Origin of the sequence: Shewanella avicenniae (assembly GCF_017354945.1) — a bacterium.
GTDB lineage: Bacteria > Pseudomonadota > Gammaproteobacteria > Enterobacterales > Shewanellaceae > Shewanella > Shewanella avicenniae.
Genome location: NZ_CP071503.1, coordinates 1,219,874 through 1,241,200, shown reverse-complemented (window position 1 = coordinate 1,241,200; position 21,327 = coordinate 1,219,874). Strand labels below are relative to the sequence as shown.

Here is a 21,327-nt window from a genome sequence, read left to right as displayed (position 1 = left end):
CAGCAATGAGTAACAATTTTCAATTTATTGAAGTCGGCCGCGTCGACCCAGATAAGCAGGCAATTGAAAAACGCAAAAGCCAGTTTATCGAAATTTATCAACCATTTTCGCAGAGTCAGGTGAATGAACAAGCCGACCGCTGTCTCGATTGTGGTAACCCCTATTGTGAATGGCGTTGTCCATTGCATAACTACATCCCTAACTGGCTGAACTTGGCCAAACAGGGTCGTATTATGGAAGCCGCCGATTTGGTGCACGAAACCAACACCCTGCCGGAAGTGTGTGGCCGCGTTTGTCCGCAAGACCGTCTGTGTGAAGGCTCATGCACCTTAAACGCAGGCTTTGGTGCAGTGACTATCGGTAACGTTGAAAAATACATTACCGATACCGCGATTGCGCAAGGCTGGCGCCCTGATATGTCGAAGGTTACTCCTCGTCCTGAAAGAGTGGCGATTATCGGCGCAGGCCCAGCAGGCTTAGGTTGTGCAGACATTCTGGCGCGCAACGGTATCACGCCAGTTGTGTTTGACAAGAACCAACAGATTGGTGGCTTGCTCACCTATGGCATTCCTTCCTTCAAACTGGATAAAGCGGTGATGCAAACCCGCCGTACCGTGATGGAAGGCATGGGAATTGAGTTCCGTCTCGGGATTGAAATCGGTAAAGATATCGACTTCAAACAGTTGGTAGAAGACTACGACGCGGTATTCCTCGGCATGGGTACCTACACAGCGATGAAGGCCAACCTTGAGGGTGAAGACGCTGAAGGTGTTATTCAAGCGTTGCCATACCTGATTGGTAATACTCAATCGCTACTGGGTGAAAAAGATAGCGCAACACCTTACATCAACTTGAAAGATAAGCGTGTGGTGGTGCTCGGTGGTGGTGATACTGCAATGGATTGTGTCCGTACTGCAGTACGCCAAGGAGCATCCTCAGTTATCTGTGCTTATCGCCGTGACGAAGAGAACATGCCAGGCTCTCGCCGTGAAGTGAAAAACGCGCGTGAAGAAGGGGTTGAATTCCTGTTCAACCGTCAACCAACCGCGATTAAAACCGAAGCGGGCAAAGTGGTTGGCATCGAGTGCGTTGAAACCCAAATGGGTGAAGCGGATGCCAGTGGTCGTCGTCGCGCTGAAGCCATTGTTGGCAGCGATCAAGTGCTCGACGCAGATGCGATTATCATTGCGTTTGGTTTCCAACCGAGCCCAGCAAGTTGGTTTGCTGACTTCGGTATTGAGCTTGACCAATGGAACCGCGTGATTGCGCCTCAAGCGAGCGATAATCCATTCCAAACCAGCAATCCAAAAGTGTTTGCGGGCGGCGATATGGTCAGAGGCTCGGACTTGGTAGTTACCGCTATTGCCGAAGGACGTGAAGCAGCATTGGGTATTCTGAATTACCTTGATGACTAATCACTAACTCGTTACTGCGAGTTACAAGGCTGTTGAAAGCGCACCCTGAGATTCAGGCGTGCGCTTTTTTGTAAGTGCAATCAGCCAACTGTGCTATAGTTTGCGCCCAATAGCAGTCGTGATTTTGAAAAAGGCTTTTTGATGAAAATTGGCATTATTGGCGCAATGGAACCTGAAGTTGTGCAACTTATCGCAGCCACCAGTGCAGCAAACACCACTACCATCGCAGGCATTGAGTTTGTTGAAGGTGAACTGGCGGGCAAGCAAGTGGTTATCACCCGTTCTGGCATCGGCAAGGTGGCCGCAGCCATGGCCACTACAATGGTAATTGAACACTTCGAGGTGGATGCGGTGATCAATACTGGCTCTGCTGGCGGTTTTGTTGACTCGCTCAATATCGGCGATATCGTCATTTCTAGCGAAGTGCGTTACCACGACGTAGATGTCACTGCCTTTGGTTATGAAATTGGGCAGATGGCGCAACAACCCGCTGCGTTTGTTGCTGATGAAGCATTGAAGCAAGCCGCGCGGGATGCGATTTCAAGCTTGGTCGATGTACAAACCATTGAAGGTTTAATCTGTACCGGGGACAGTTTTATTTGCGATCCAGCCCGCACCGCAGTGATGCTCAAACACTTCCCCACTATGGCAGCATGTGAGATGGAAGGTGCCGCAATTGCACAAGTTTGCCACCAGTTCAACACTCCGTTTGTGGTGATCCGTTCGCTGTCAGATAACGCGAATAACGACTCTCCTGTCGATTTCGATACTTACATCATCAAAGCTGGGGCTCAATCTGCGCAAATGGTGATGGGTATGTTAACTCACCTGTAATGCAATGATGTGGCAGCAAATTGTCAGTCATGATGGGCCTCTGCTGATCAGATTCGCGCTGATCGCCTCAGCATTAGTGGCAGCGCTCGTGCTGCCATTGGCGCAACGTTTCAATCCGCTCTATTGGTTGAGTGAACTTGCTGCCCGCATGGCTACCAAAGTGTGCCGTGCAGGGCGCAGTAACCGCCAGCAGCAAATTGCGGGCGTTTTGGCAACACTACTGCTGCTCATCCCCTTCTGGCTAATTGTGTTATTTCTGCTTGAACTCGCTGCGTATCCGCACTTTTTTGAGTTTGCTGTACTCTATTGTTGCATGCGAGATCTGCACGCCCGAGCGGAGTTTCAACAGGTTCGACGCGCATTATTGGTGAGCGACAAAGCCACTGCACGCACACTGTTAAGCCGTTGGACATCGCGCGATACCGATATTTTGTCTGAGGCAGGGATTGCCAAAACTGCGATTGAACTAGCGGTCACCTCTGCCGCCTATGGCAGTATTGCGGCAATTCTATTTTTCTGGCTCGGTGGCGTGACACTGGTGCTGGCGGCCATTATGCTGAAAACCCTTGAACAGTGTTGGTCGCCCAGCAATCCTCAGTATCGGCAATTCAGTGCGCTGCTAACCCATGTCAATCACTGGCTGTTTTGGTTGCCGGTACAAGCGTGCCGCCTCACCTTAGCCATACAAGGCGGTCCAGCGGCGTTGACTCAGCTATTTAACCTCGGCAAATTCGGCCTAGTACAACGCGGCTATCTGCAAATTTGCCAGTTAGCAGCGATGATTCTCTCGATTGAACTTGGCGGCGCCCGCAAATATCACGGTGTAAGAATCGCCGTCGACAAAGTCGGACCGAATAAACTCCCAACAGGTACTGATATCGAGCGCGCGCTGAGTTTGGCCAATACCAGCCGCTGGTGCTGGCTGGGGTTTAGTTTGATCATTCCCGCACTGTGGGTACTGTTAAGATTGCGTTAGCCAATGATAAACTAGCCCCGTGATTTTCTCCGACTTATCTGATGATTGAAGGTACTCTGTGTTAGAAAATATGCACATCTCGCTGACTACTCCAGCGTTGCTATTTCCAGCGATTTCATTGTTGTTGCTTGCCTACACCAACCGTTTTTTCTCGTTGGCAGCCTTAATCAGAAGCCTGAGCGATGCTGAGAAACGTGTGTCGCATCTGCAATTAAAAAACTTGCGTCGCCGTATCGTCATTATTCGCCGCATGCAGGAAGCTGGCGTCTCCAGCTTTGCCCTGTGCGTATTTTGCATGATTTTGATTTATCTTGGATTTAATCAAACTGGCTCGATTGTTTTTGGCGGCAGCTTATTGCTACTACTGTACTCGCTGATCTTATCAGTGGTTGAAATTCGCATTTCTGTGGATGCGCTGAATATCCATCTTAAAGATATGGACAATTTGTAAACGACTGTCGCTGTCTGCTGTAAAACTCGCCAACCGTGGTTAAATAACACCATTTTAAGGGTTGATCCCAACTTGTGAGACGGGCATTATGCGGCTATCAATGCTGCCAATTAACGGCAGATATCTTGGTAGCCCGCTATTTCCGACACCTAACAAGAGACAACCACATTGCGCTTTTTGAGGCTTTTTCTGATCCTAGTCTGTTCATTTCCGGTCTTCGCTGACGACAGCGAAATGCCGCGAGAACAACGGCTGGCGATCAGTTACATACAAGCGCTCACCGGCCATGATTATCAAACGTTAGAAAACTTCTACAGCCGCGAATCGGTGTTTAATGATGCCACTGCGGGCCGCAGTTATACCGGTGGCCGCAACATCATTGCCTTCTTTGAGCGAGCTCATCGTGGGGTGTTGGAGTACGACTTCAATATCGAGCACATGTTTAATACTGGCTCATTGGTGGTGATGATTGGTAACTATCATTTCAAAGGCCCAGGCGAGCAGTTCGGTAAGCCCGGTAAAATCATCGATGTGGCCATTCCTGGCGTAACCACCTTAAATGTTGATGTGAACCGCAAGCGGGTAGATCGCCATGAGGATTACATCGACTATCAGACCATGTCTGACCAACTCGCGGCACAATAATCATTAAATGCTGAACTTCATTAGGCTTTATCGGTCGAAACCTCAGTAACTAACGTTTGTCATGATGATCATCATCAGCAAGCAAGAGGTCTTAATGAAGCATGCCGTTTTCTGCTGGCTCCTTTCCACCAGCGCATTTTTCAGTGTTAATCTTTATGCCGCATTAGCGCCTAACAGCGGCAATTCAAGCAACGACGAAACGCCGATGGTGCTCTCTTATGCTGAGCAGCCCGTCAGCAAATTCAATCAAGCGTTACTTAAAGCGACCCTTTCTAAAGACAGCTGGGCCAACAGCCCCGACAGCATCAGCCAACGTTATAGCGGCGCCGACTTTGAAATGATTAAATCCAACCAGGTTGATGGCAAAGTGATTACCTACAACATGCGCCCATCAAGAGATGGCCATCCGCAATTGCTGTTGATTTTGGCATTAGATAAACAAGGCACCGGCTGGAAGGTCTCCAAGGCGGGGTTGAGTTGGCGTTGCCAAAATGACGCTTTTTACGGCACCAATAACTGCCGAGTTGCTCAACAAGATTCTGACGACTGAGTTCAGCACTGGACACGGGACAGCGCCCACAAAAAAGGGAAGCGTTGTGCTTCCCTTTGATAGCCGTAATCGAACTTACTTTTTAGCAATGGCCTTAGCTAAACGTGACTTTAGCTAATAGTGACTTTGGCAAATTTACGCTTACCCACTTGGAACACTGCAGTGGTGCCCACCGCAAAGATTTGCTTAGCATCTTCGGCTTTATCGCCGTCAATCTTCACCGCACCTTGTTTTACCATACGCATTGCATCTGAAGTTGAACCGACTAAACCGGCATCCTTCAGCAGGTTCGCTAATGCCACCCCTTCAGCACCGCCAGCCAAGGTCACTTCTGGAATATCATCTGGCAGTGCACCTTTTTGGAAGCGGTTAATAAAGTTTTGCTCGGCACTGTCAGCCGCAGCTTCATCGTGGAAGCGCGCAATAATCTCTTTCGCCAGTAAAATCTTAATATCGCGTGGGTTAGCGCCTTCTGCCACTTGCTGTTTGAAGCTGTCGATTTCAGTCAACGGACGGAATGACAACAACTCAAAGTAACGCCACATCAACTCGTCAGAAATCGACATCAGCTTACCAAACATCTCATCTGGCGCCTCACTCACGCCAATGTAGTTGCCTGATGATTTGGACATCTTCTTCACGCCGTCCAAACCTTCGAGCAATGGCATCATGATCACGGCTTGAGGCTTCTGCCCTTCGGCTTTTTGTAGCTCACGGCCCATCAACAAGTTGAACTTTTGATCGGTACCGCCCAACTCTACGTCAGCATGCAGCGCGACCGAATCCCAACCTTGTAGCAATGGGTACATAAACTCATGAATGGCAATCGACTGACCAGCAGCATAACGCTTTTTAAAGTCATCACGTTCCATCATACGCGCAACGGTTTGATGTGACGCCAGACGGATCATGCCCGCTGCACCCAAGGCTTCTAACCAAGAGGAGTTGAACTCAATACGGGTCTTGACTGGGTCGAGAATTTTATAAACTTGCTGCTTGTAGGTTTCAGCATTGGCAGTCACTTGCTCGCGCGTCAACGGTGGACGGGTGCTATTTTTACCGCTCGGGTCGCCAACCATGCCAGTGAAGTCACCAATCAAAAAGATCACCTCATGGCCTAACTCTTGGAATAAGCGCAGCTTGTTGAGGATAACAGTATGGCCCAAGTGGATATCTGGCGCAGTTGGGTCAGCTCCCAGCTTGATCTTCAGCGGACGACCTTCTTTCAGCTTTTCCAACAAATCGGATTCCAGCAGAATTTCTTCTGTACCGCGTTTAATTTCTGCCATTACTTGCGCTAAATTAGCCATCAGCCTACAACTCCCCAAGGCGCTAAAAATAAGGAGGCTTATGTTACTTGTTAGCCAGCCTAATTGAAAGTGTGTAAACTAGGGCAAGGCTTTCAGACAACGTCATTTTTTGGTACTTGGAGTCAATGGCAAAACTCATCACATTATTCAAACTGCTGCCGAAGAAGCACCAGCTTTTGTTATCCCTACTTAGCCTTGCCATTTTAGTATTGCTGTTTATCCCCACAGATAACGCCGAGGCGTCAAAACAAACCCCAGCGCACAACGCAGCTGTACGATATGACGTACCACTGGCGTTTCGCACCCCAGCTGCGCCGGGAGAACAACTTGCACCGGCCAGCGGTGAACCGCAGGAGTCAGAGCAAGCCGCGGAAGCGATTACCGAGACTATCGTTGAGCAAACCAGTGATGCGCTTGAAACCGAAGTGGATAAGCAGAGCAACAGCATGGCGGAGCTCGAACACTTTGAAGTGAAAAGTGGCGATACGCTGGCAGCGCTTTTTCAACGTGCCTCGCTTTCTGCCCGCGAAGTCTATGACATCACTCAGTTGCCATTAGCCAAAAAACATTTGATCACAATTTTACCCGGCGAAGAGATCACTATCGGTAAAAACAGCGATGGCAGTTTGCAGTTGCTGCAATATCGAATTGATGCAGTGTCTACCCTCACCATTAATCACATCAACGATGCTTACACCGAAGCGGTGCAAACCAAAGATGTGGAGTCACGACAGCATTTCGTTAGCGCCGAAATCCATAGCAACTTTTGGAGCGCTGGGGTCGATGCGGGGCTCAACCCTGCGCAAATTATGCAGCTAGCTACCATCTTCGGTTGGGATGTGGACTTCGCGCTGGATATTCGCAAAGGCGACAGCTTTTCGCTGATCTACGAACAAGAGTTTGCCGATGGGGAGTTTTTGCGTAACGGCAACATTCTCGCCGCCGAATTTGTAAACCAAGGCGAACGCTACACCGCGGTGCGCTATACCGATGGCAACTATTACTCTGCTGAAGGTCGCAGTATGCGCAAAGCGTTTTTACGCTCACCAGTAGACTTTAAATACGTCAGCTCCAACTTCAACCCGAAACGGCTGCATCCTGTCACAGGTTTAGTGCGCCCACACCGCGGTGTCGATTACGTGGCAGCCATTGGCACACCGATTAAAGCAGCTGGTGCCGGTAAAGTGGTAGAAGCCGGTTACAATCAATACAACGGTAACTATGTGTTTATTCGCCATAACACCACTTACACCACCAAGTACCTGCACCTTAACAAGCGCACAGTGAACCAAGGTGAATCTGTTAAACAAGGGCAAATTATTGGTACGTTAGGAAAAACTGGCCGAGTCACTGGCGCACACCTGCATTATGAGTTTATTGTAAATGGGGTACATCGAAATCCTCGTACCGTCGACTTGCCTAAAGCGGAATCGATTGCCCAACAAGAGCGCCCTGCATTTGAACAATTGAGCAAGTCATTAATGGCGGCAATTGATCATCAAAAGCAAGTACACGTTGCCATGCAAAACTGAACAGAAGAACTATGAACAATACGACAGGGTTATATATCGGACTGATGTCCGGCACCAGCATGGATGGCGTTGACGCGGCACTGGTGCAATTTAGCGAAGGACAGCCAACCCTTTTGGCCTGTCACACCGAAGATTATCCGCAGCACCTCTACAAAGGCTTACAGCGTTTATGCCAACCCGGCAGTGACGAAATTAACCGCTTAGGGCGGTTAGATCGGGTGGTAGGCCAAGTGTTTGCCAAAGCGGTCAATGCGTTACTGGCAAAAGCCGATGTCGCCGCCGAGCAGATTATCGCCATCGGCAGCCACGGCCAGACCGTTCGCCATATGCCTAATTTGGAAGTGGGCTTTACGCTACAGATTGGCGATCCCAACACTATTGCGGTTGAAACTGGCATTGATGTCATCGCCGATTTTCGCCGTAAAGATATTGCGCTTGGTGGCCAAGGCGCACCACTGGTACCGGCGTTTCACCAACAGATATTCGCCAAAGCGGGCGTCAACCGCATGATTATGAATATCGGCGGCATTGGCAATGTCACTTGGTTACCGAGCGATGGTTCGCAAGTGTTAGGTTACGATACAGGCCCGGGCAATACCTTGGTGGATGCGTGGATTCAGCAAGTAAAACAGGAACCCTTTGATCGTGACGGAGCATGGGCAGCCAGTGGCATTACCTCAGTCCCACTGTTAACTCAGTTATTGTCTCATCCCTATTTTTTGCAGCCCGCACCGAAAAGCACCGGTCGCGAACTGTTTAACCAAGCTTGGCTCGAACAACAGTTATCTGAATTCTCGATGTTGAGTGAAGAGGACATTCAATCCACGTTGTTGGATTTAACCTGCCACAGTATCGCCGGTGAAGTGACCAAACTGAGCAATGCTGGCGAAATCTACGTCTGCGGCGGTGGTGCTCTGAACGGTGAGTTAATGCGACGTTTACAGGCGTTGTTGCCTAACTACACATTAGACTCAACCTCGGCATTGGGCATCGACCCTAAATGGGTCGAAGGCATTGCCTTCGCTTGGCTGGCGATGCGCCATGTCGCTGGGCTGCCAGCAAATCTCCCGGCCGTCACGGGCGCGGCGAGAGAAGCGGTATTAGGCGCACGTTTTCCAGCACAGTAACAATCCTTTATCGACGGCGTAACTGGTGATAGTATGCGCCGCCGTAACCTAAGCTAGCGAGTCACAGGACAACCATGAAAGACACCAGCAAAACGCCTGATTTCAGCCATATGACACCAGAACAACGCTACCAGTATCTGGTTGAGCAAACTAAAGCGAACAAAGAACTGTGGATTATTCAGGATGATGATGGTTGTGTAATGTTGACCACTGATGATGAAGACTGCATTCCGGTGTGGCCATCAGAAGCCGCAGCACTGCAGTGGACTAAAGATGAGTGGCAAGACTGTCGCCCACTTTCAATTAGCTTAAGCGATTGGTTAGAGCGTTGGGTGCCAGGCATGGAAGACGATGAACTGTTTGTTGCCGTGTTCCCATTAGAAGACGACTTGGGCGTTGTGGTGCCGCCTCATGAACTGGAAAGCCAGTTCAAGCCGAAAACCAAACACTAAACCCGTGTGTAATAGGCCAACAGCTTATGACCTTTGCCATGCCGAAACGTCTGTTATTGCTTAGCATCATCTATAGCATTGCGGCGATGCTCGGCTTGGTATCGGGTAAAGCCGTGGTGCCCGCGTTACTGCTGCTGTTTTTGGTGCTGTCGATTTTTGCCCGTCAGCAGGCAACGGGGTGGATTTTACGCGGTCTGGCCATATTGGCGTTGTTGGCGCTGTCTTTGATGCCCTACCTACTCGAGCAAAACCCGCCGTTAGCGGAGCAATGGCAGCAATGGTTAAACAACTCGCCGCTTGCTGCGTTACCGAACTGGCTGCTGTTTAGCTTGAGTGGAATAGTGGCGATGCTGCAACTGTGGCTGTTGTTCACGCCGAAAGTAGGCCGTTGGTTTCAACGAAAAAACAATTTCAACATTATGAATTGATATAAAAAAACCGCTGAAATCAGCGGTTTTTTTAATGCGATTATCACTTAAACTGAGAAGCTTGCACCACAACCACAGGTTGTTTTTGCGTTCGGGTTCTTTACGAAAAAGCGCGAACCTTCCAAGCCAGAGGTGTAATCCACTTCACCACCGACCAGATATTGCAAGCTCATTGGATCGACCACCAGCTGCACACCTTGTTTTTCGATAGTGAAATCACCTTCGTTCACCTTTTCATCAAACGTGAAACCGTATTGAAAACCTGAACATCCGCCGCCTGTGACATAAACACGCAGTTTAAGTTGGTTGTTTTGCTCTTCATCGAGCAAGGTCTTTACTTTGGCGGCCGCCGCATCTGTAAAGGTGATCGGCATTGCTGCATCTGCTTGTTCAGTCATTGTTACCCCTTGACGTCTGTTTGCTGCGGCAGATTATCTATTACCTGACTGTTTTGTTCAAGTATTACACCGGTGTCTTTCTCGCCATTCAACAACTCAGGCACACTGAAACTGTCCTCAGTTTCACCGCCTTTGCCCCAACGACTGGCAGGCACCACCACTTTCACCGCGATCTGTTGTAACTCAAATCCCTGCGGAAGAGAGAAATCGGTTTCCAACACCTGAAAATAGCGGAAACTAAAGTCGAGTTTAACGCCATTGTTGACGGATTCCAACGGGATTTCAGTCTCTTCACCTGCTTGAATCCCTTGTAACTTAATGATCGCCTTACCTTTAAGTTGTTGCTGCCGCTTTTTAAGCTGGGTCAGCACTAACTTCAATTTGTAATCGGTTGCCACGGCTTTTGGTAACAACTCAACACTGTTTATCGCGACGCCATCAACGCTGTATTCCGGCGTCATAATACTGCGATAAAAACTTAATTCGCGCTCAAGCTCTTGCTGACGCTGATGTTGCTTGGCAAACATATCCTGCATCTCTTTGTGGCTTTCTTGCGCCAAAGACAAATCAAGATTTCGCCTCGCAAGCACGTTGGCCTGCTCTTCCAATTGCTGCTGATACTGGTGCGCTAATTTGCGATATTTACCGCCGCCCACCGGCAGCGCATCAGAGTAAAGAAAGTGACTGATAGCACCGCAACTAAAGGCCACAACCACCAACCAAAATAGATAAAGTGAAGAGGGGCGAAGATGCCGTTCACGTAACTGCATGTGATGCCACCAACGTCTTAATCTCGCCATCAACAAAGTATCCTCAATTGTTGTCTATCAAAATAAGCAGAAAAACGTTGGCATCATACCTGATTGAACGGGATAGCAAAAACGCAGTGCAAACCATCAATACAGATTAGTCAGCGGTTTTGCAGCATGATTACATCAATATAACCCGCTATTCACTTTTGGCGGGTGCGTTGAGTTCAGCGGCGGTGGCGGGCGCAGCGATATCAGCTGTTTGTGGCTTTTCCGGCTCTTTGGCCGGCGCATTGGTCGACAACGACTGCTGTAATAACGCTGAATATAATGGACTTCCACCAAACGCTTGCGCAATAAAGGTTGCGCCGAGTGTAGTCATCAACAACGGCATAATAAGCTGGTAGTTGTCGGTCATTTCGACCACCAAAATGATGCCGGTGACGGGTGCTCTTACCGTTGCAGCAAATAACGCGCCCATTCCGGCAACCGCGTACACGCCCGGTTCCGCTACCAGTGACGGGAATAATCCTGCCGCTACTGTGCCATAAGCCAGACCTAACAGCGTGCCCAAAGCCAACATTGGCGCAAACACGCCACCCGGGGCACCGGACGAGAAACAGCCAAGCGTTGCGACAATCCGCACTAAAAACACCAGCACCATCAAGCCCCACGCCATCGGCTCACGCACAAAGTCGGTGATGAGTGCGACACCACCACCTGAAATATCCGGCAGATAGAGCTGAAACAGTGCAAATAAACCACCTAACATGGCGCCAGTGCCCGCCACGCGACGTAAGTTATTGCGATGATAGCCTTTAAAAAATGCGGTCCACTTTAACACCCAACGGTTAAAACTAATCCCCACCACCCCGAAAATGACCCCGAGCAACAAGAACAGCCACAAGGATTCCAGCGGCGGCACTTTAAAGGTGGGGATATCCATGACCGCGTCTTGGCCATGAAAATAACGCAACACGATAGTGGCGGTAAGCGAGGCTAAAGTAACGCATTTAAATGAAGTGAAGTTATAGCGAAACTGTGGGCGCATCTCTTCGATAATAAATAGAATGCCCGCCAATGGCGCATTAAATGCGGCGGCTAAACCCGCCGCGGCGCCAGATGCGGTGAGCACGTGCGGCGCATAGGGATACTTGCTCGCCAAACTGGCGCACATGCGCCCTACCGCGCCGCCAATTTGTACCGAAGGCCCTTCACGCCCAAGCACCATACCTGAACTTAACGTCAGTGCACCCGCAAAAAACTTCACCGGTAATACCCGCCACCAGCGAATGTCGTGCAGGCCATCCAGCGCCCCTTCCACGTGGGGAATACCGCTGCCAGAGGTTTCTGGCGCTAACTTGGCCGTAGCCAAAAAGCCCACTGCCGCAAATAGCGCACCAGCAAGGATCACCAGTAACGCGGTAATGCCCGCAGGAAGAGCCCAGCTATCAAAGTAATGTAGCCGATGATAAGTTAAAAAATGAATCGCACCTTCAAATGCCGAGACGATTAAGCCTGCGACAGCACCCACCAGTGCGGAGAGCGATAACAACACTAAGTAGTCAGGTTGAGATGTGAAAAAGCCGGGAGTGAGTCGATGTCTAATGAGTCCCATCGACGGGAAATGCAGGTTGGCAAATCTAGGCATAAGTCCGATTACTTAAGTGTTGGCGGCCAAAAGGAAATTTAAGTGCTGCATAGCTTATGAATTTAGCTGCTCTATGCTATGACAAACATCAATAATTCACCAATTATTTTACTTCATAAACGGCCGCTATTCGGCGTCACGATAGCTGCAGTTTTGACACCAACGTCTTAGCGGATGAGGGTTGAATCAATAAAGCGGGCGGATCGTGTGGCAACTATTCGTTTAGCGGCCGTTACATTAGCGTCTGGCTCACAAATTTAAAATACCGAACGTTTTAATGATAGGTCGCATCTGCTATAGTCTGCTCTCAGCCAAATATCATAAATCCTTGTGCGGCTTTGGCATGGCCGGCACACCCTACATGGAAACTAGGCTGATGAACCAATTCCAGGGCTCTCATATCCTGTCTGTGAACCAGTTAGATCTGGATTCAATCCAAACTATCTTTGCAGTTGCTCAAAAAATGGCACCTTATGCACTCCGTGAAAAACGTACACGCGTGCTCGACGGCGCAATTTTAGGCAACCTGTTTTTTGAACCGAGTACTCGTACGCGCGTGAGCTTTAGCTGCGCCTTTGACCTGCTTGGTGGCCGTGTAGCTGAAACTGTGGGTATGGCAAACTCTTCGTTATCTAAAGGCGAATCCTTGTACGACACCGCGCGCGTCTTGTCGAGCTACTCAGATGTGATTGCGATGCGTCATCCTGAGTCGTTCTCAGTACGTGAATTTGCCGAGGGCTCACGCGTGCCAGTAATTAACGGTGGTGACGGTTCTAACGAACATCCAACTCAAGCCTTGCTTGACTTGTTCACCATTAAGAAAGAGCTCAACAGCAACGGGTTAACCATAGATGGTATGCACATCGCGATGGTCGGTGATCTAAAATTCGGCCGTACCGTGCACTCCTTATCTCGGTTGCTGTGTATGTACAAAAACATCACCTTCACGCTGATTTCGCCAAAAGAGTTAGCGATGCCAGACTATGTGATCGATGCTATTGAAAATGCTGGTCACCGCGTCACAATTACCGACCAACTGGAAGGTAATCTGCATCAGGCTGACATTCTCTATCTGACACGCATTCAGGAAGAACGCTTCCCATCACAGGAAGAAGCGGATAAATACCGTGGTAAGTTCCGTCTGAACAGCGCGATCTATACCCAAAACTGTAAATCCAACACAGTGATCATGCATCCATTGCCACGTGACTCTCGCTCACAGGCAAACGAATTGGATAACGATCTTAACAACAACCCAAGCTTGGCAATTTTCCGTCAAGCGGATAACGGTTTGTTGATCCGTATGGCACTGTTTGCGCTTACGCTCGGCGTAGCTGACCAGCTGGAAAAATATGAATGTCCAGTTAACTGGTTCTCAGGTAAAGCCGAACGATAATTGAACGATTAAATAAAAGGATGAAATATGACCCGTTCTGAAGACCTGTTTGCACAGGCCAAAAAGACCATTCCCGGCGGTGTAAACTCGCCAGTTCGCGCGTTTAATGGGGTGGGCGGTACACCAAGATTTATCGATAAAGCTGACGGCGCTTATATCTATGATGCTGACGGCAAAGCGTACATCGATTATGTAGGTTCATGGGGACCGATGATTCTGGGTCATAACAATCCAGTGATCCGTGAAGCAGTATTGGCAGCAGTAGCAAATGGTTTGTCTTTTGGTGCGCCAACCGCGTTGGAAGTCACCATGGCGGAAAAAGTGCGTGAGATGGTGCCATCAATCGAACAAGTGCGCATGGTGAGCTCAGGTACTGAAGCGACCATGAGCGCCATTCGCTTGGCTCGTGGGTTTACTAACCGCGACAAAATCATGAAGTTTGAAGGCTGCTACCACGGCCATGCTGACTGCTTGTTGGTAAAAGCTGGTTCTGGCGCGCTGACCATGGGTCAACCTAGCTCTCCAGGTATTCCGGCTGACTTTGCTAAGCACACTTTGACAGCAACTTATAACGATTTGGCATCAGTGCGTGCACTGTTTGAACAGTACCCAACGGAGATCGCCTGTATCATCGTTGAGCCAGTGGCTGGCAACATGAATTGTATTCCACCCGTTGACGGTTTCTTGCAAGGTCTGCGCGCACTATGTGACGAGTTCGGCGCCCTGCTGATCATCGACGAAGTGATGACTGGTTTCCGCGTTTCAAGAAGCGGGGCTCAAGGTTACTACGGTGTGACCCCAGACTTAACTGCACTGGGTAAAGTGATTGGTGGCGGTATGCCAGTAGGCGCGTTTGGTGGCCGTAAAGAAGTGATGGAATACATCGCCCCTGTTGGCCCTGTATACCAAGCCGGTACGCTGTCAGGCAACCCAATTGCGATGAGCGCTGGGTTAGCACAATTAAACGAACTGTGCAAAGACGGTGTATATGAAGCACTGGCTGACAAAACCAAGCAAATCGCTGAAGGTTTGAAAGCAGTCGCTGCTAAGCATGGTATCAGCATGGCGGTGAACTATGTTGGTGGCATGTTTGGTATTTTCTTCACTGATGCTGAAACTGTGACTAACTTTGAACAAGTGACCAAGTGTGACCTTGAACTGTTTAAAGCTTTCTATCACGGCATGTTGGAAGAAGGCGTATATCTGGCACCAAGTGCATTTGAAGCTGGCTTCTTGTCACTGTCTCATGGTGATAAAGAAATCAAAGCAACGCTGGACGCCGCAGATCGCGTGTTCGCTCGCATCAAGCTCTAAATTCGATTTTCTTTTCAAAAGGCCCTAAAAAGGGCCTTTTTTTATTGCTGCTGATTCGAGACAGATTTCATTGCAACTTCAATTAACTAGCGAACCGCAAGGCGATTTTTAAGCTTCGATTAAGACTTTGGTAATATTGCTCCCACAAACCCGCCATGCTCCAATCTGTGCGCTTCGTCACATCACCACCCTTTTTCAAGTTATTTTCAAGTTATTGAGACTGCCGCAGCTTGAGCGGATGGTGATTCGGCATCCAGTCGTTAAGCAACCCATAACACGTGCATGGATCCACCATTATGTTGAATATCTTTTTGTTGTCCCTTGCTGGGCTTGCGCTGCTCAGTATTATTTTTGAAGAACTGACCCACATAAACAAAGCCAAAACCACGCTATTTCTTGGTTGTTTGTCATGGATTACCTTGTTTGTCGCATCGCCCGATGCCCATGAAACCTCGATTATTAACGCCGAGTTGCAAGACAACCTGTTAGAAATCGCAACTTTGTGGCTGTTTTTGATGTCGACCATGACCTTTGTGGCCTATCTCAACGCCAAAGGCATGATTGAGATTGTGGTGAGCAAGCTGTTTCCTAAGAGCATTAGCGTCAGAATGTTGATGATTCAGGTGGCCATATTTTCGCTACTGCTATCAGCCATTTGTGACAACGTTACCGCAACGCTGGTGTCGTTAGGCTTGCTAACCACGTTTCAGCTGGACAGTAATATCAAGCGCCGGATGTCGGTACTCATCATCTTTGCGGTGAACTCAGGAGGGGTGTCGTTAATTACTGGCGATGTCACCACGCTGATGATTTTCTTGGGCGGCCATGTACACATGGCTGATTTATTGATGCTAGTGCTGCCTGCTGGGGTCAGCGTCGTGTTGCTGGCAACGCTGTTTTCCCTCAAAGCCAATGGCCGAGTTTATGCCAACAGTTCGCTGCAAACTTTAGAAACGGTCGATATCATCATCGCAGTGATTTTTGTCTGTACCATCGTGCTGACCATGGTGCTGAATATTCTATTTGCGATTCCACCTGTACTGACCTTTCTTAGCGGTTTATCGATCATGTTTTTGGTCGGTAAAACGGTACATACCGATAACGAAGAGATCCGTATCCTTGAATATATTCGCCAAGTTGAGTTTGACACGCTGCTGTTCTTCCTCGGCATTTTGTTACTGGTCGGTATGCTTAAACAGATTGGCACCTTAGATGAGTTGGCGCAGTTATATGCTACCCATGACCCGAATATTGCTAACTATGTTACTGGCATGGGCTCTGCATTGCTCGATAACGTACCTTTGACCGCGGCGTTATTAAAAGCAGAGCCACAGTTAACCCTCGCTGGCTGGTTAGGGCTTACTTACGCGGTAGGCGTGGGTGGTTCGCTGTTGGTGATAGGCTCGGCTGCGGGGATTATTGCGATGAGCAAAGTGAATGAATTAACCTTTGTCTCCTATCTCAAATATGTGCCCGCGTTGCTACTCAGCTACAGCGTTGGCTACCTGCTCACCTTGATGATTGGGCGGCTACTCAGCTAACCCTAAACAAACAAAGCGCTCCATTGAGCGCTTTGTTGTTATGCGAAACGATAGTTTAGATCGCTGGCACGCGAAAGCGTGTGCCTTGAATCGCTAACACCACATCATTCGGGCGGATCTCTACCACGGTAAGTTTCTGCTTAATCTTGTCACCTTGCTGCAGCTCTTTACCATCAACATTGATCCACCGTTTTTGTGGGTTAGTGGCATACAGGTGCGCATTGATGTTGAATTCAGGCACCTGTAACTGTAACCCTGCTGGCAGTTCGCCATAAGAGGGATAATTGACCGGCGTTGCTGACTGAGCTTGATCGACCGGCTGAGTGTCGTTGTTCATCGAATTACGCTTTTCAATCTCACTTAACGCCGCTTGAAAACGATCCATCAGCTCATCGTTAACCGCGGGGGCTTCTGCTGGTGCTTTTGCTACTGGCGTTGCAGCTTGTGGCGGCGCTTGCAACTGACGCAACATTGCTAAGCCTTTTTCATTCGCGTTGGCACCCAACATAATGGGCTCATCTGCCGTAACAGGTTCAGCCACCTCTGGCGTCGCCACCGCAGTTAACCTTGTGTCAGCTGGAGAGGTCGCAGACTCAACCACAGTTGTCGACTGCTGCACAGGCGCTTCCACAGGCAATTGACGAGGGCGCGGCAGCGTCACCTTCCCTGCTAACGCGACGGCTGGCGTTTGCGCGGCAGAGGCCGTTTGAGTTGGCACGGAGGCAGTTTGAGCCGGCACAGCGATGGCTACTTCGGGCTTATTGGCCGTTACAGCCGCCACGGGCGTGGAATGCATATCAGCGGTCGCCTTGTGGTTCAAATTGAACCAAGTAAATATTCCAAGCGCTATGAGCAGCAACACCAGCAGTGATGCAATGATGACTAACAACGCAGTATAGCTACGCTGCTGTGGCAACACAGGCCGCGGTGCGGTGATAGGGTCAAACTCCCCGTCGTTCAGCTCCTGTTTTGAACGTGACACCGCATCTAAAAGAATCGACATTAGCCCTGCCCTCCAACCAATGCAGGACCATGATGTGCACCATATAAACCGAGTAGCGCCAGCGTACTGTCTGATGCGACGCCATCAGCAACCACATTATGTTGGCTCTGGAATGATTTGATCGCCTGCTCCAACTCTGCATCAAAATAACTCATTGAACGCGCTGGACGTTGCTGTGCCCGCGCCAAGTTGTCTTCTAACCATTGCACTTGGGCTAAGCCAGAACTCGGGGTAACTTCGGCAGGCGCATCTTGCGCTTTAGTCGCCAGCAGTTCATAAGTGCCAGTAAAGTGTTGTTCAAACCACGCGTTACTGACCCAAAATTGCTGTTCGTTCAGTTGTAATAACAACTGCTGTGGCTGCTTCTTCACTAACACGCCATAAAACAGCTGCGGCGCTGACTGTAGATACACTACCGCGGGATAATTCAGTTTCACCAATTGTTCCAGCGAACCTTGCTGCTGCGTACACAACATGCCTAACGCTTTCGCTGACTGACAAGCCGATACTCCCGCAAACGGCGCTTCTCCCCATAAGGCAAACAAGCCTGCATAGGCATTATCAATGTTGCCACTTTGCGCAATGGCGCTTTCAAGCAACTGATTGGCAACTGAGACTGCTGGCTGAGCCGCCACGGCAGACGGTTGCGCAGGTTGCGCTTGAGATGGCTGAACAAGCGTTTGCGGCGCGGTCACGCTAGTAGCGGTTTGTAGCTGATGGGTCGCAAATGCTTGAAGCTGTGGGCTCCACCACCACGCGCTCGTTGCTGCGGCCGCAATCACCACCAACGCCAAACTGGTCCATGCCCATTTAGCGCTACCGCGTGGTTGCTCGCCCAACACTTCGGCTGCAGCCGCATACACCATGCGCTTATTAATTGGCGTTCGGTTTTGCCCATAAGCCGCCATCAACGCGCGCTCACATAATAAGTTAATGACCCGCGGAATACCGCCACTGAATTTATGCAGGGCTTTTACCGCACCGCGATTAAATAATGGTTCACTGCGCCCAGCGACCCGCAAGCGATGCTGCACATACAGTTCCACCTCTGGTACGGTCAGCGGCAGCAAATGATAACGAGCGGTGATGCGCTGCGCTAACTGCCGCAACTCTTGGCGGCGTAACAACTGTTGCAACTCGGGCTGCCCGATCAGGATCACTTGCAGTAACTTCTTGGTATCGGTTTCAAGATTGGTCAGCAACCGTAACTGCTCAAGCACTTCTGCCCGCAGGTGCTGAGCTTCATCGATGATCATCACCGTATTGCGGCCAGCTTTATGATTCTTCAACAAAAACTGACTGATAAGATCAGTTAGTTGCTTAAGCGTAGGGTTTTCGCCATAGCCGATACCGAGTTCATCACATAAGGTAGCCAGCAGCTCTGATTCCGTCAGTGACGGATTAAGAATGAAAGCCGTATCGGTATTTTCCGGCAATTGTCGCAACAAACAGCGCGACACCGTTGTTTTGCCCGTGCCCACCTCTCCGGTCAACAGTACGAAGCCACCGGTCTCTCCCAAACCGTACATCAAGTGTGCCAACGCTTCGCGGTGCCGATCACTCAAAAACAGGTAGCTAGGATTTGGAGCAATGGAAAATGGGTTATCTGTCAGTCCAAAAAACGCCTTGTACATGGGGCCGAGAAATCCTTATGTGTAGAGTGCTGCCCAGTTTAAGACATGGCTAAAGATTGTCAAAACCCTACACAACTAAATGTGCAGCCGTTAAAAATCTCTCTGAAGTCCAACACAAATGTTATGCTGGACTCGTTAGATTTTGTTAAGGAGTGAGTGTGCAGTTTTATCTTGTGGGCGGTGCTGTTCGAGACAAATTACTGGGGTTACCCGTCAAAGACCGCGATCATCTGGTGGTGGGTGCAACTGTGGCCGAAATGCTGGCGCAGGGTTACAAACAAGTAGGCAAGGATTTTCCGGTGTTTCTTCATCCAGAGACCCAAGAGGAATATGCCTTAGCCCGCACCGAGCGTAAAACTGGTCGCGGATATGGTGGTTTTACGGTGGATGCCAGTCCAGCAGTCACCCTAGAAGAAGATTTACTGCGTCGCGACCTCACCATTAACGCGATTGCTGAAGATGACCATGGCACGCTATATGACCCTTACCTCGGTCAACAAGATCTTAAACACAGGCTATTGCGACATGTATCGCCGGCCTTTGTCGAAGATCCATTACGGGTGTTACGGGTAGCTCGCTTTGCAGCACGGTTTGCACCACAAGGCTTTACCGTCGCGCCAGAAACAATGGAGCTGATGCAAGAGATTGCTGACAGTGGTGAACTTGACGCCCTCACTGCCGAGCGGGTTTGGCAAGAGTTCGAACGCGCCCTCAATACCGATGCGCCGTGGGTATTTATCGAGGTGCTACGTGAATGCTGTGCATTAAAGCGGTTAATGCCTGAGATTGACGCCTTATTTGGTGTGCCGCAACCACCGCAATGGCATCCCGAAATCGATACTGGCGTACATACTCTGCTCGCTTTGCAACAAGCCTGCTTACTCAGCCACGATCCTCAGGTGCGCTTTGCCACCTTAATGCATGACTTGGGCAAAGCACTGACGCCAGAAACATTGTGGCCAAAACACCATGGTCATGGGCAAAAAGGCTTAGCCCCCATCAAGGCCCTGTGTGAACGCTTGCGCGTTCCCAACGACTATCGTGATTTAGCCCTATTAAGCTCAGATCTGCATCAAGACATCCATAATCTGACCCAAATGAAAGCCAGCACAATTTTGCGCAAGTTGGATCAAGCCGATGCATGGCGAAAACCAGCACGCATTCAACAGTTAGTGCAAGTGTGTGAAGCGGATGTAAAAGGCCGAACCGGGTTAGAAAATCAGTCCTATCCGCAAGCACCGTTGCTGCTAACCATGGTTGACCAGTCGAGTAAAATTGACGTAAAACCGATTTTGGCCGAAGGATTTAAGGGCGCCGAGATAAAAGAACAGCTTGCTAAACGCAGAATTGCACTAATTCAGGGGTTATTGGACGGCAATTAGCGTAACGAGGGGTTGATGGATTTAGATAAATATTCTATAAAAATCCGTAAATTGGTCGTAAAGGTTGCAATTGTCGTCATATTCGATATGGTTATTTCAATCTTTATTTTTTAGCCCCCATAGCCAAGTCAATTTTGGCTGTGAGATAATAGACGTGAACGGTTTCTTTGAGAACCGTACCACTAAAAATCAAACCTTAAAAAAGGGATTTCTCCATGAACAAAAAAGTACTGATGATTGCTGGCGTTGCTCTGACTGCTCTGCTCGGTGGTTGTGCTAACACTACCGCTCTGGAAGAAAGTGTTGCTAACCTGGGCTCAAAAGTTGATCAACTGTCTGCTGAAGTTAGCGCTCTGAAAACAGAACAAAGCTCACTGTCAGCTGACGTTAAAGATGCAAAAGCTGCTGCTGCTGATGCTCAAGCTGAAGCTAAGCGCGCCAACGATCGTTTGGACAACGTTGCTTCTCGTTACAAGAAGTAATGACGAGACAGCTACGCTGTATCGCAAATCGGCAACACCTTGGTGTTGCCGATTTTG

The 21,327-nt window shown here is 49.4% G+C and carries 21 protein-coding genes; 15 read left to right on the top strand and 6 right to left on the bottom strand.

Translation table 11 applies throughout. The features are described from left to right. Positions 1 to 5: 5 nt before the first annotated feature. From JYB87_RS05485 to JYB87_RS05460, 6 genes are all read left to right on the top strand, one after another. Positions 6 to 1,415, top strand: a complete 1,410-nt coding sequence (locus tag JYB87_RS05485; RefSeq protein WP_207355887.1) for an FAD-dependent oxidoreductase — start codon at positions 6 to 8, stop codon at positions 1,413 to 1,415. Between the two features lie 141 nt (positions 1,416 to 1,556). Further along, entirely contained in the window at positions 1,557 to 2,249 is a 693-nt protein-coding gene (locus tag JYB87_RS05480; protein WP_207355886.1) for a 5'-methylthioadenosine/adenosylhomocysteine nucleosidase, read from the top strand. A 4-nt stretch (positions 2,250 to 2,253) separates the two neighbouring features. Further along, entirely contained in the window at positions 2,254 to 3,225 is a 972-nt protein-coding gene (locus tag JYB87_RS05475; protein ID WP_207355885.1) for a cobalamin biosynthesis protein CobD/CbiB, read from the top strand. Between the two features lie 70 nt (positions 3,226 to 3,295). Further along, positions 3,296 to 3,676, top strand: coding sequence for a DUF2721 domain-containing protein (locus tag JYB87_RS05470; protein ID WP_207356604.1), 381 nt, complete (start codon positions 3,296 to 3,298; stop codon positions 3,674 to 3,676). Positions 3,677 to 3,910: 234 nt separating this feature from the next. After that, the gene (locus JYB87_RS05465; protein WP_207355884.1) at positions 3,911 to 4,321 is read left to right on the top strand and encodes a nuclear transport factor 2 family protein; all 411 of its coding nucleotides are present in this window, start codon (positions 3,911 to 3,913) and stop codon (positions 4,319 to 4,321) included. Positions 4,322 to 4,415: 94 nt separating this feature from the next. Further along, positions 4,416 to 4,871, top strand: a complete 456-nt coding sequence (locus tag JYB87_RS05460) for a hypothetical protein (protein WP_207355883.1) — start codon at positions 4,416 to 4,418, stop codon at positions 4,869 to 4,871. Between the two features lie 110 nt (positions 4,872 to 4,981). Here JYB87_RS05460 and tyrS read toward each other — a convergent pair whose 3' ends face one another. Continuing rightward, complete coding sequence (tyrS, locus tag JYB87_RS05455) at positions 4,982 to 6,181, bottom strand: tyrosine--tRNA ligase (protein WP_207355882.1); 1,200 nt, start codon at positions 6,179 to 6,181, stop codon at positions 4,982 to 4,984. Between the two features lie 125 nt (positions 6,182 to 6,306). On the opposite strand from tyrS, the gene JYB87_RS05450 reads away from it, so the two are divergent. From JYB87_RS05450 to JYB87_RS05435, 4 genes are all read left to right on the top strand, one after another. Then, a complete protein-coding gene (locus JYB87_RS05450; protein ID WP_207355881.1) occupies positions 6,307 to 7,713 on the top strand; it encodes a peptidoglycan DD-metalloendopeptidase family protein in 1,407 nt (468 codons plus the stop codon). An 11-nt stretch (positions 7,714 to 7,724) separates the two neighbouring features. Beyond that, positions 7,725 to 8,840, top strand: coding sequence for an anhydro-N-acetylmuramic acid kinase (locus tag JYB87_RS05445; protein ID WP_207355880.1), 1,116 nt, complete (start codon positions 7,725 to 7,727; stop codon positions 8,838 to 8,840). A 74-nt stretch (positions 8,841 to 8,914) separates the two neighbouring features. After that, on the top strand, positions 8,915 to 9,292 hold the full coding sequence (locus JYB87_RS05440) for a DUF2750 domain-containing protein (protein WP_207355879.1): 378 nt from the start codon (positions 8,915 to 8,917) through the stop codon (positions 9,290 to 9,292). Between the two features lie 26 nt (positions 9,293 to 9,318). Beyond that, entirely contained in the window at positions 9,319 to 9,720 is a 402-nt protein-coding gene (locus JYB87_RS05435) for a hypothetical protein (protein ID WP_207355878.1), read from the top strand. Positions 9,721 to 9,767: 47 nt separating this feature from the next. Here the strand turns inward: JYB87_RS05435 and erpA are convergent, their stop codons facing one another. The 3 genes from erpA to clcA all read right to left on the bottom strand — a co-directional run bounded on the left by erpA (position 9,768) and on the right by clcA (position 12,518). Next, a complete protein-coding gene (erpA, locus tag JYB87_RS05430; RefSeq protein WP_037441330.1) occupies positions 9,768 to 10,118 on the bottom strand; it encodes an iron-sulfur cluster insertion protein ErpA in 351 nt (116 codons plus the stop codon). 2 nt (positions 10,119 to 10,120) lie between these two features. Next, positions 10,121 to 10,918, bottom strand: coding sequence for a DUF6776 family protein (locus tag JYB87_RS05425; RefSeq protein WP_207355877.1), 798 nt, complete (start codon positions 10,916 to 10,918; stop codon positions 10,121 to 10,123). A 148-nt stretch (positions 10,919 to 11,066) separates the two neighbouring features. Further along, the gene (clcA, locus tag JYB87_RS05420) at positions 11,067 to 12,518 is read right to left on the bottom strand and encodes a H(+)/Cl(-) exchange transporter ClcA (RefSeq protein ID WP_207355876.1); all 1,452 of its coding nucleotides are present in this window, start codon (positions 12,516 to 12,518) and stop codon (positions 11,067 to 11,069) included. Positions 12,519 to 12,894: 376 nt separating this feature from the next. Between clcA and JYB87_RS05415 the strand changes: the two genes are divergently transcribed. The 3 genes from JYB87_RS05415 to nhaD all read left to right on the top strand — a co-directional run bounded on the left by JYB87_RS05415 (position 12,895) and on the right by nhaD (position 16,769). Beyond that, positions 12,895 to 13,914 carry an aspartate carbamoyltransferase gene (locus tag JYB87_RS05415; RefSeq protein WP_207355875.1) on the top strand — a complete coding sequence of 340 codons (1,020 nt, stop codon included), beginning with the start codon at positions 12,895 to 12,897 and terminating at the stop codon, positions 13,912 to 13,914. A gap of 27 nt (positions 13,915 to 13,941) precedes the next feature. Further along, positions 13,942 to 15,228, top strand: coding sequence for a glutamate-1-semialdehyde 2,1-aminomutase (gene hemL, locus JYB87_RS05410; protein WP_207355874.1), 1,287 nt, complete (start codon positions 13,942 to 13,944; stop codon positions 15,226 to 15,228). A gap of 296 nt (positions 15,229 to 15,524) precedes the next feature. Next, positions 15,525 to 16,769, top strand: coding sequence for a sodium:proton antiporter NhaD (gene nhaD, locus JYB87_RS05405; RefSeq protein ID WP_207355873.1), 1,245 nt, complete (start codon positions 15,525 to 15,527; stop codon positions 16,767 to 16,769). Positions 16,770 to 16,824: 55 nt separating this feature from the next. Here the strand turns inward: nhaD and JYB87_RS05400 are convergent, their stop codons facing one another. Then, positions 16,825 to 17,772 (bottom strand): general secretion pathway protein GspB, encoded by a 948-nt coding sequence (locus JYB87_RS05400; RefSeq protein ID WP_207355872.1) that lies wholly within the window; start codon positions 17,770 to 17,772, stop codon positions 16,825 to 16,827. Next, a complete protein-coding gene (locus JYB87_RS05395) occupies positions 17,772 to 19,406 on the bottom strand; it encodes an ExeA family protein (protein ID WP_207355871.1) in 1,635 nt (544 codons plus the stop codon). The genes JYB87_RS05400 and JYB87_RS05395 overlap by 1 nt, the downstream gene beginning before the upstream one ends. A 158-nt stretch (positions 19,407 to 19,564) precedes the next feature. On the opposite strand from JYB87_RS05395, the gene JYB87_RS05390 reads away from it, so the two are divergent. After that, positions 19,565 to 20,788: a multifunctional CCA addition/repair protein gene (locus tag JYB87_RS05390; RefSeq protein WP_207355870.1), complete on the top strand. Its 1,224-nt coding sequence runs from the start codon at positions 19,565 to 19,567 to the stop codon at positions 20,786 to 20,788. A 215-nt stretch (positions 20,789 to 21,003) separates the two neighbouring features. Further along, entirely contained in the window at positions 21,004 to 21,270 is a 267-nt protein-coding gene (locus JYB87_RS05385; RefSeq protein ID WP_207355869.1) for an Lpp/OprI family alanine-zipper lipoprotein, read from the top strand. The last annotated feature ends 57 nt before the right edge of the window (positions 21,271 to 21,327 follow it).

Bases quoted from the DNA above. Each gene is read 5' to 3' on its own strand.
- erpA (WP_037441330.1), bottom strand. From the start codon at position 10,118: ATGACTGAACAAGCAGATGCAGCAATGCCGATCACCTTTACAGATGCG.
- JYB87_RS05440 (WP_207355879.1), top strand. From the start codon at position 8,915: ATGAAAGACACCAGCAAAACGCCTGATTTCAGCCATATGACACCAGAA.
- JYB87_RS05450 (WP_207355881.1), top strand. From the start codon at position 6,307: ATGGCAAAACTCATCACATTATTCAAACTGCTGCCGAAGAAGCACCAG.
- nhaD (WP_207355873.1), top strand. From the start codon at position 15,525: ATGTTGAATATCTTTTTGTTGTCCCTTGCTGGGCTTGCGCTGCTCAGT.
- JYB87_RS05425 (WP_207355877.1), bottom strand. From the start codon at position 10,918: ATGGCGAGATTAAGACGTTGGTGGCATCACATGCAGTTACGTGAACGG.
- JYB87_RS05400 (WP_207355872.1), bottom strand. From the start codon at position 17,772: ATGTCGATTCTTTTAGATGCGGTGTCACGTTCAAAACAGGAGCTGAAC.
- JYB87_RS05480 (WP_207355886.1), top strand. From the start codon at position 1,557: ATGAAAATTGGCATTATTGGCGCAATGGAACCTGAAGTTGTGCAACTT.
- JYB87_RS05385 (WP_207355869.1), top strand. From the start codon at position 21,004: ATGAACAAAAAAGTACTGATGATTGCTGGCGTTGCTCTGACTGCTCTG.
- JYB87_RS05435 (WP_207355878.1), top strand. From the start codon at position 9,319: ATGACCTTTGCCATGCCGAAACGTCTGTTATTGCTTAGCATCATCTAT.
- JYB87_RS05485 (WP_207355887.1), top strand. From the start codon at position 6: ATGAGTAACAATTTTCAATTTATTGAAGTCGGCCGCGTCGACCCAGAT.
- JYB87_RS05395 (WP_207355871.1), bottom strand. From the start codon at position 19,406: ATGTACAAGGCGTTTTTTGGACTGACAGATAACCCATTTTCCATTGCT.
- JYB87_RS05415 (WP_207355875.1), top strand. From the start codon at position 12,895: ATGAACCAATTCCAGGGCTCTCATATCCTGTCTGTGAACCAGTTAGAT.
- JYB87_RS05470 (WP_207356604.1), top strand. From the start codon at position 3,296: ATGCACATCTCGCTGACTACTCCAGCGTTGCTATTTCCAGCGATTTCA.
- hemL (WP_207355874.1), top strand. From the start codon at position 13,942: ATGACCCGTTCTGAAGACCTGTTTGCACAGGCCAAAAAGACCATTCCC.
- tyrS (WP_207355882.1), bottom strand. From the start codon at position 6,181: ATGGCTAATTTAGCGCAAGTAATGGCAGAAATTAAACGCGGTACAGAA.
- JYB87_RS05445 (WP_207355880.1), top strand. From the start codon at position 7,725: ATGAACAATACGACAGGGTTATATATCGGACTGATGTCCGGCACCAGC.
- JYB87_RS05460 (WP_207355883.1), top strand. From the start codon at position 4,416: ATGAAGCATGCCGTTTTCTGCTGGCTCCTTTCCACCAGCGCATTTTTC.
- JYB87_RS05475 (WP_207355885.1), top strand. From the start codon at position 2,254: ATGATGTGGCAGCAAATTGTCAGTCATGATGGGCCTCTGCTGATCAGA.
- JYB87_RS05465 (WP_207355884.1), top strand. From the start codon at position 3,911: ATGCCGCGAGAACAACGGCTGGCGATCAGTTACATACAAGCGCTCACC.
- clcA (WP_207355876.1), bottom strand. From the start codon at position 12,518: ATGCCTAGATTTGCCAACCTGCATTTCCCGTCGATGGGACTCATTAGA.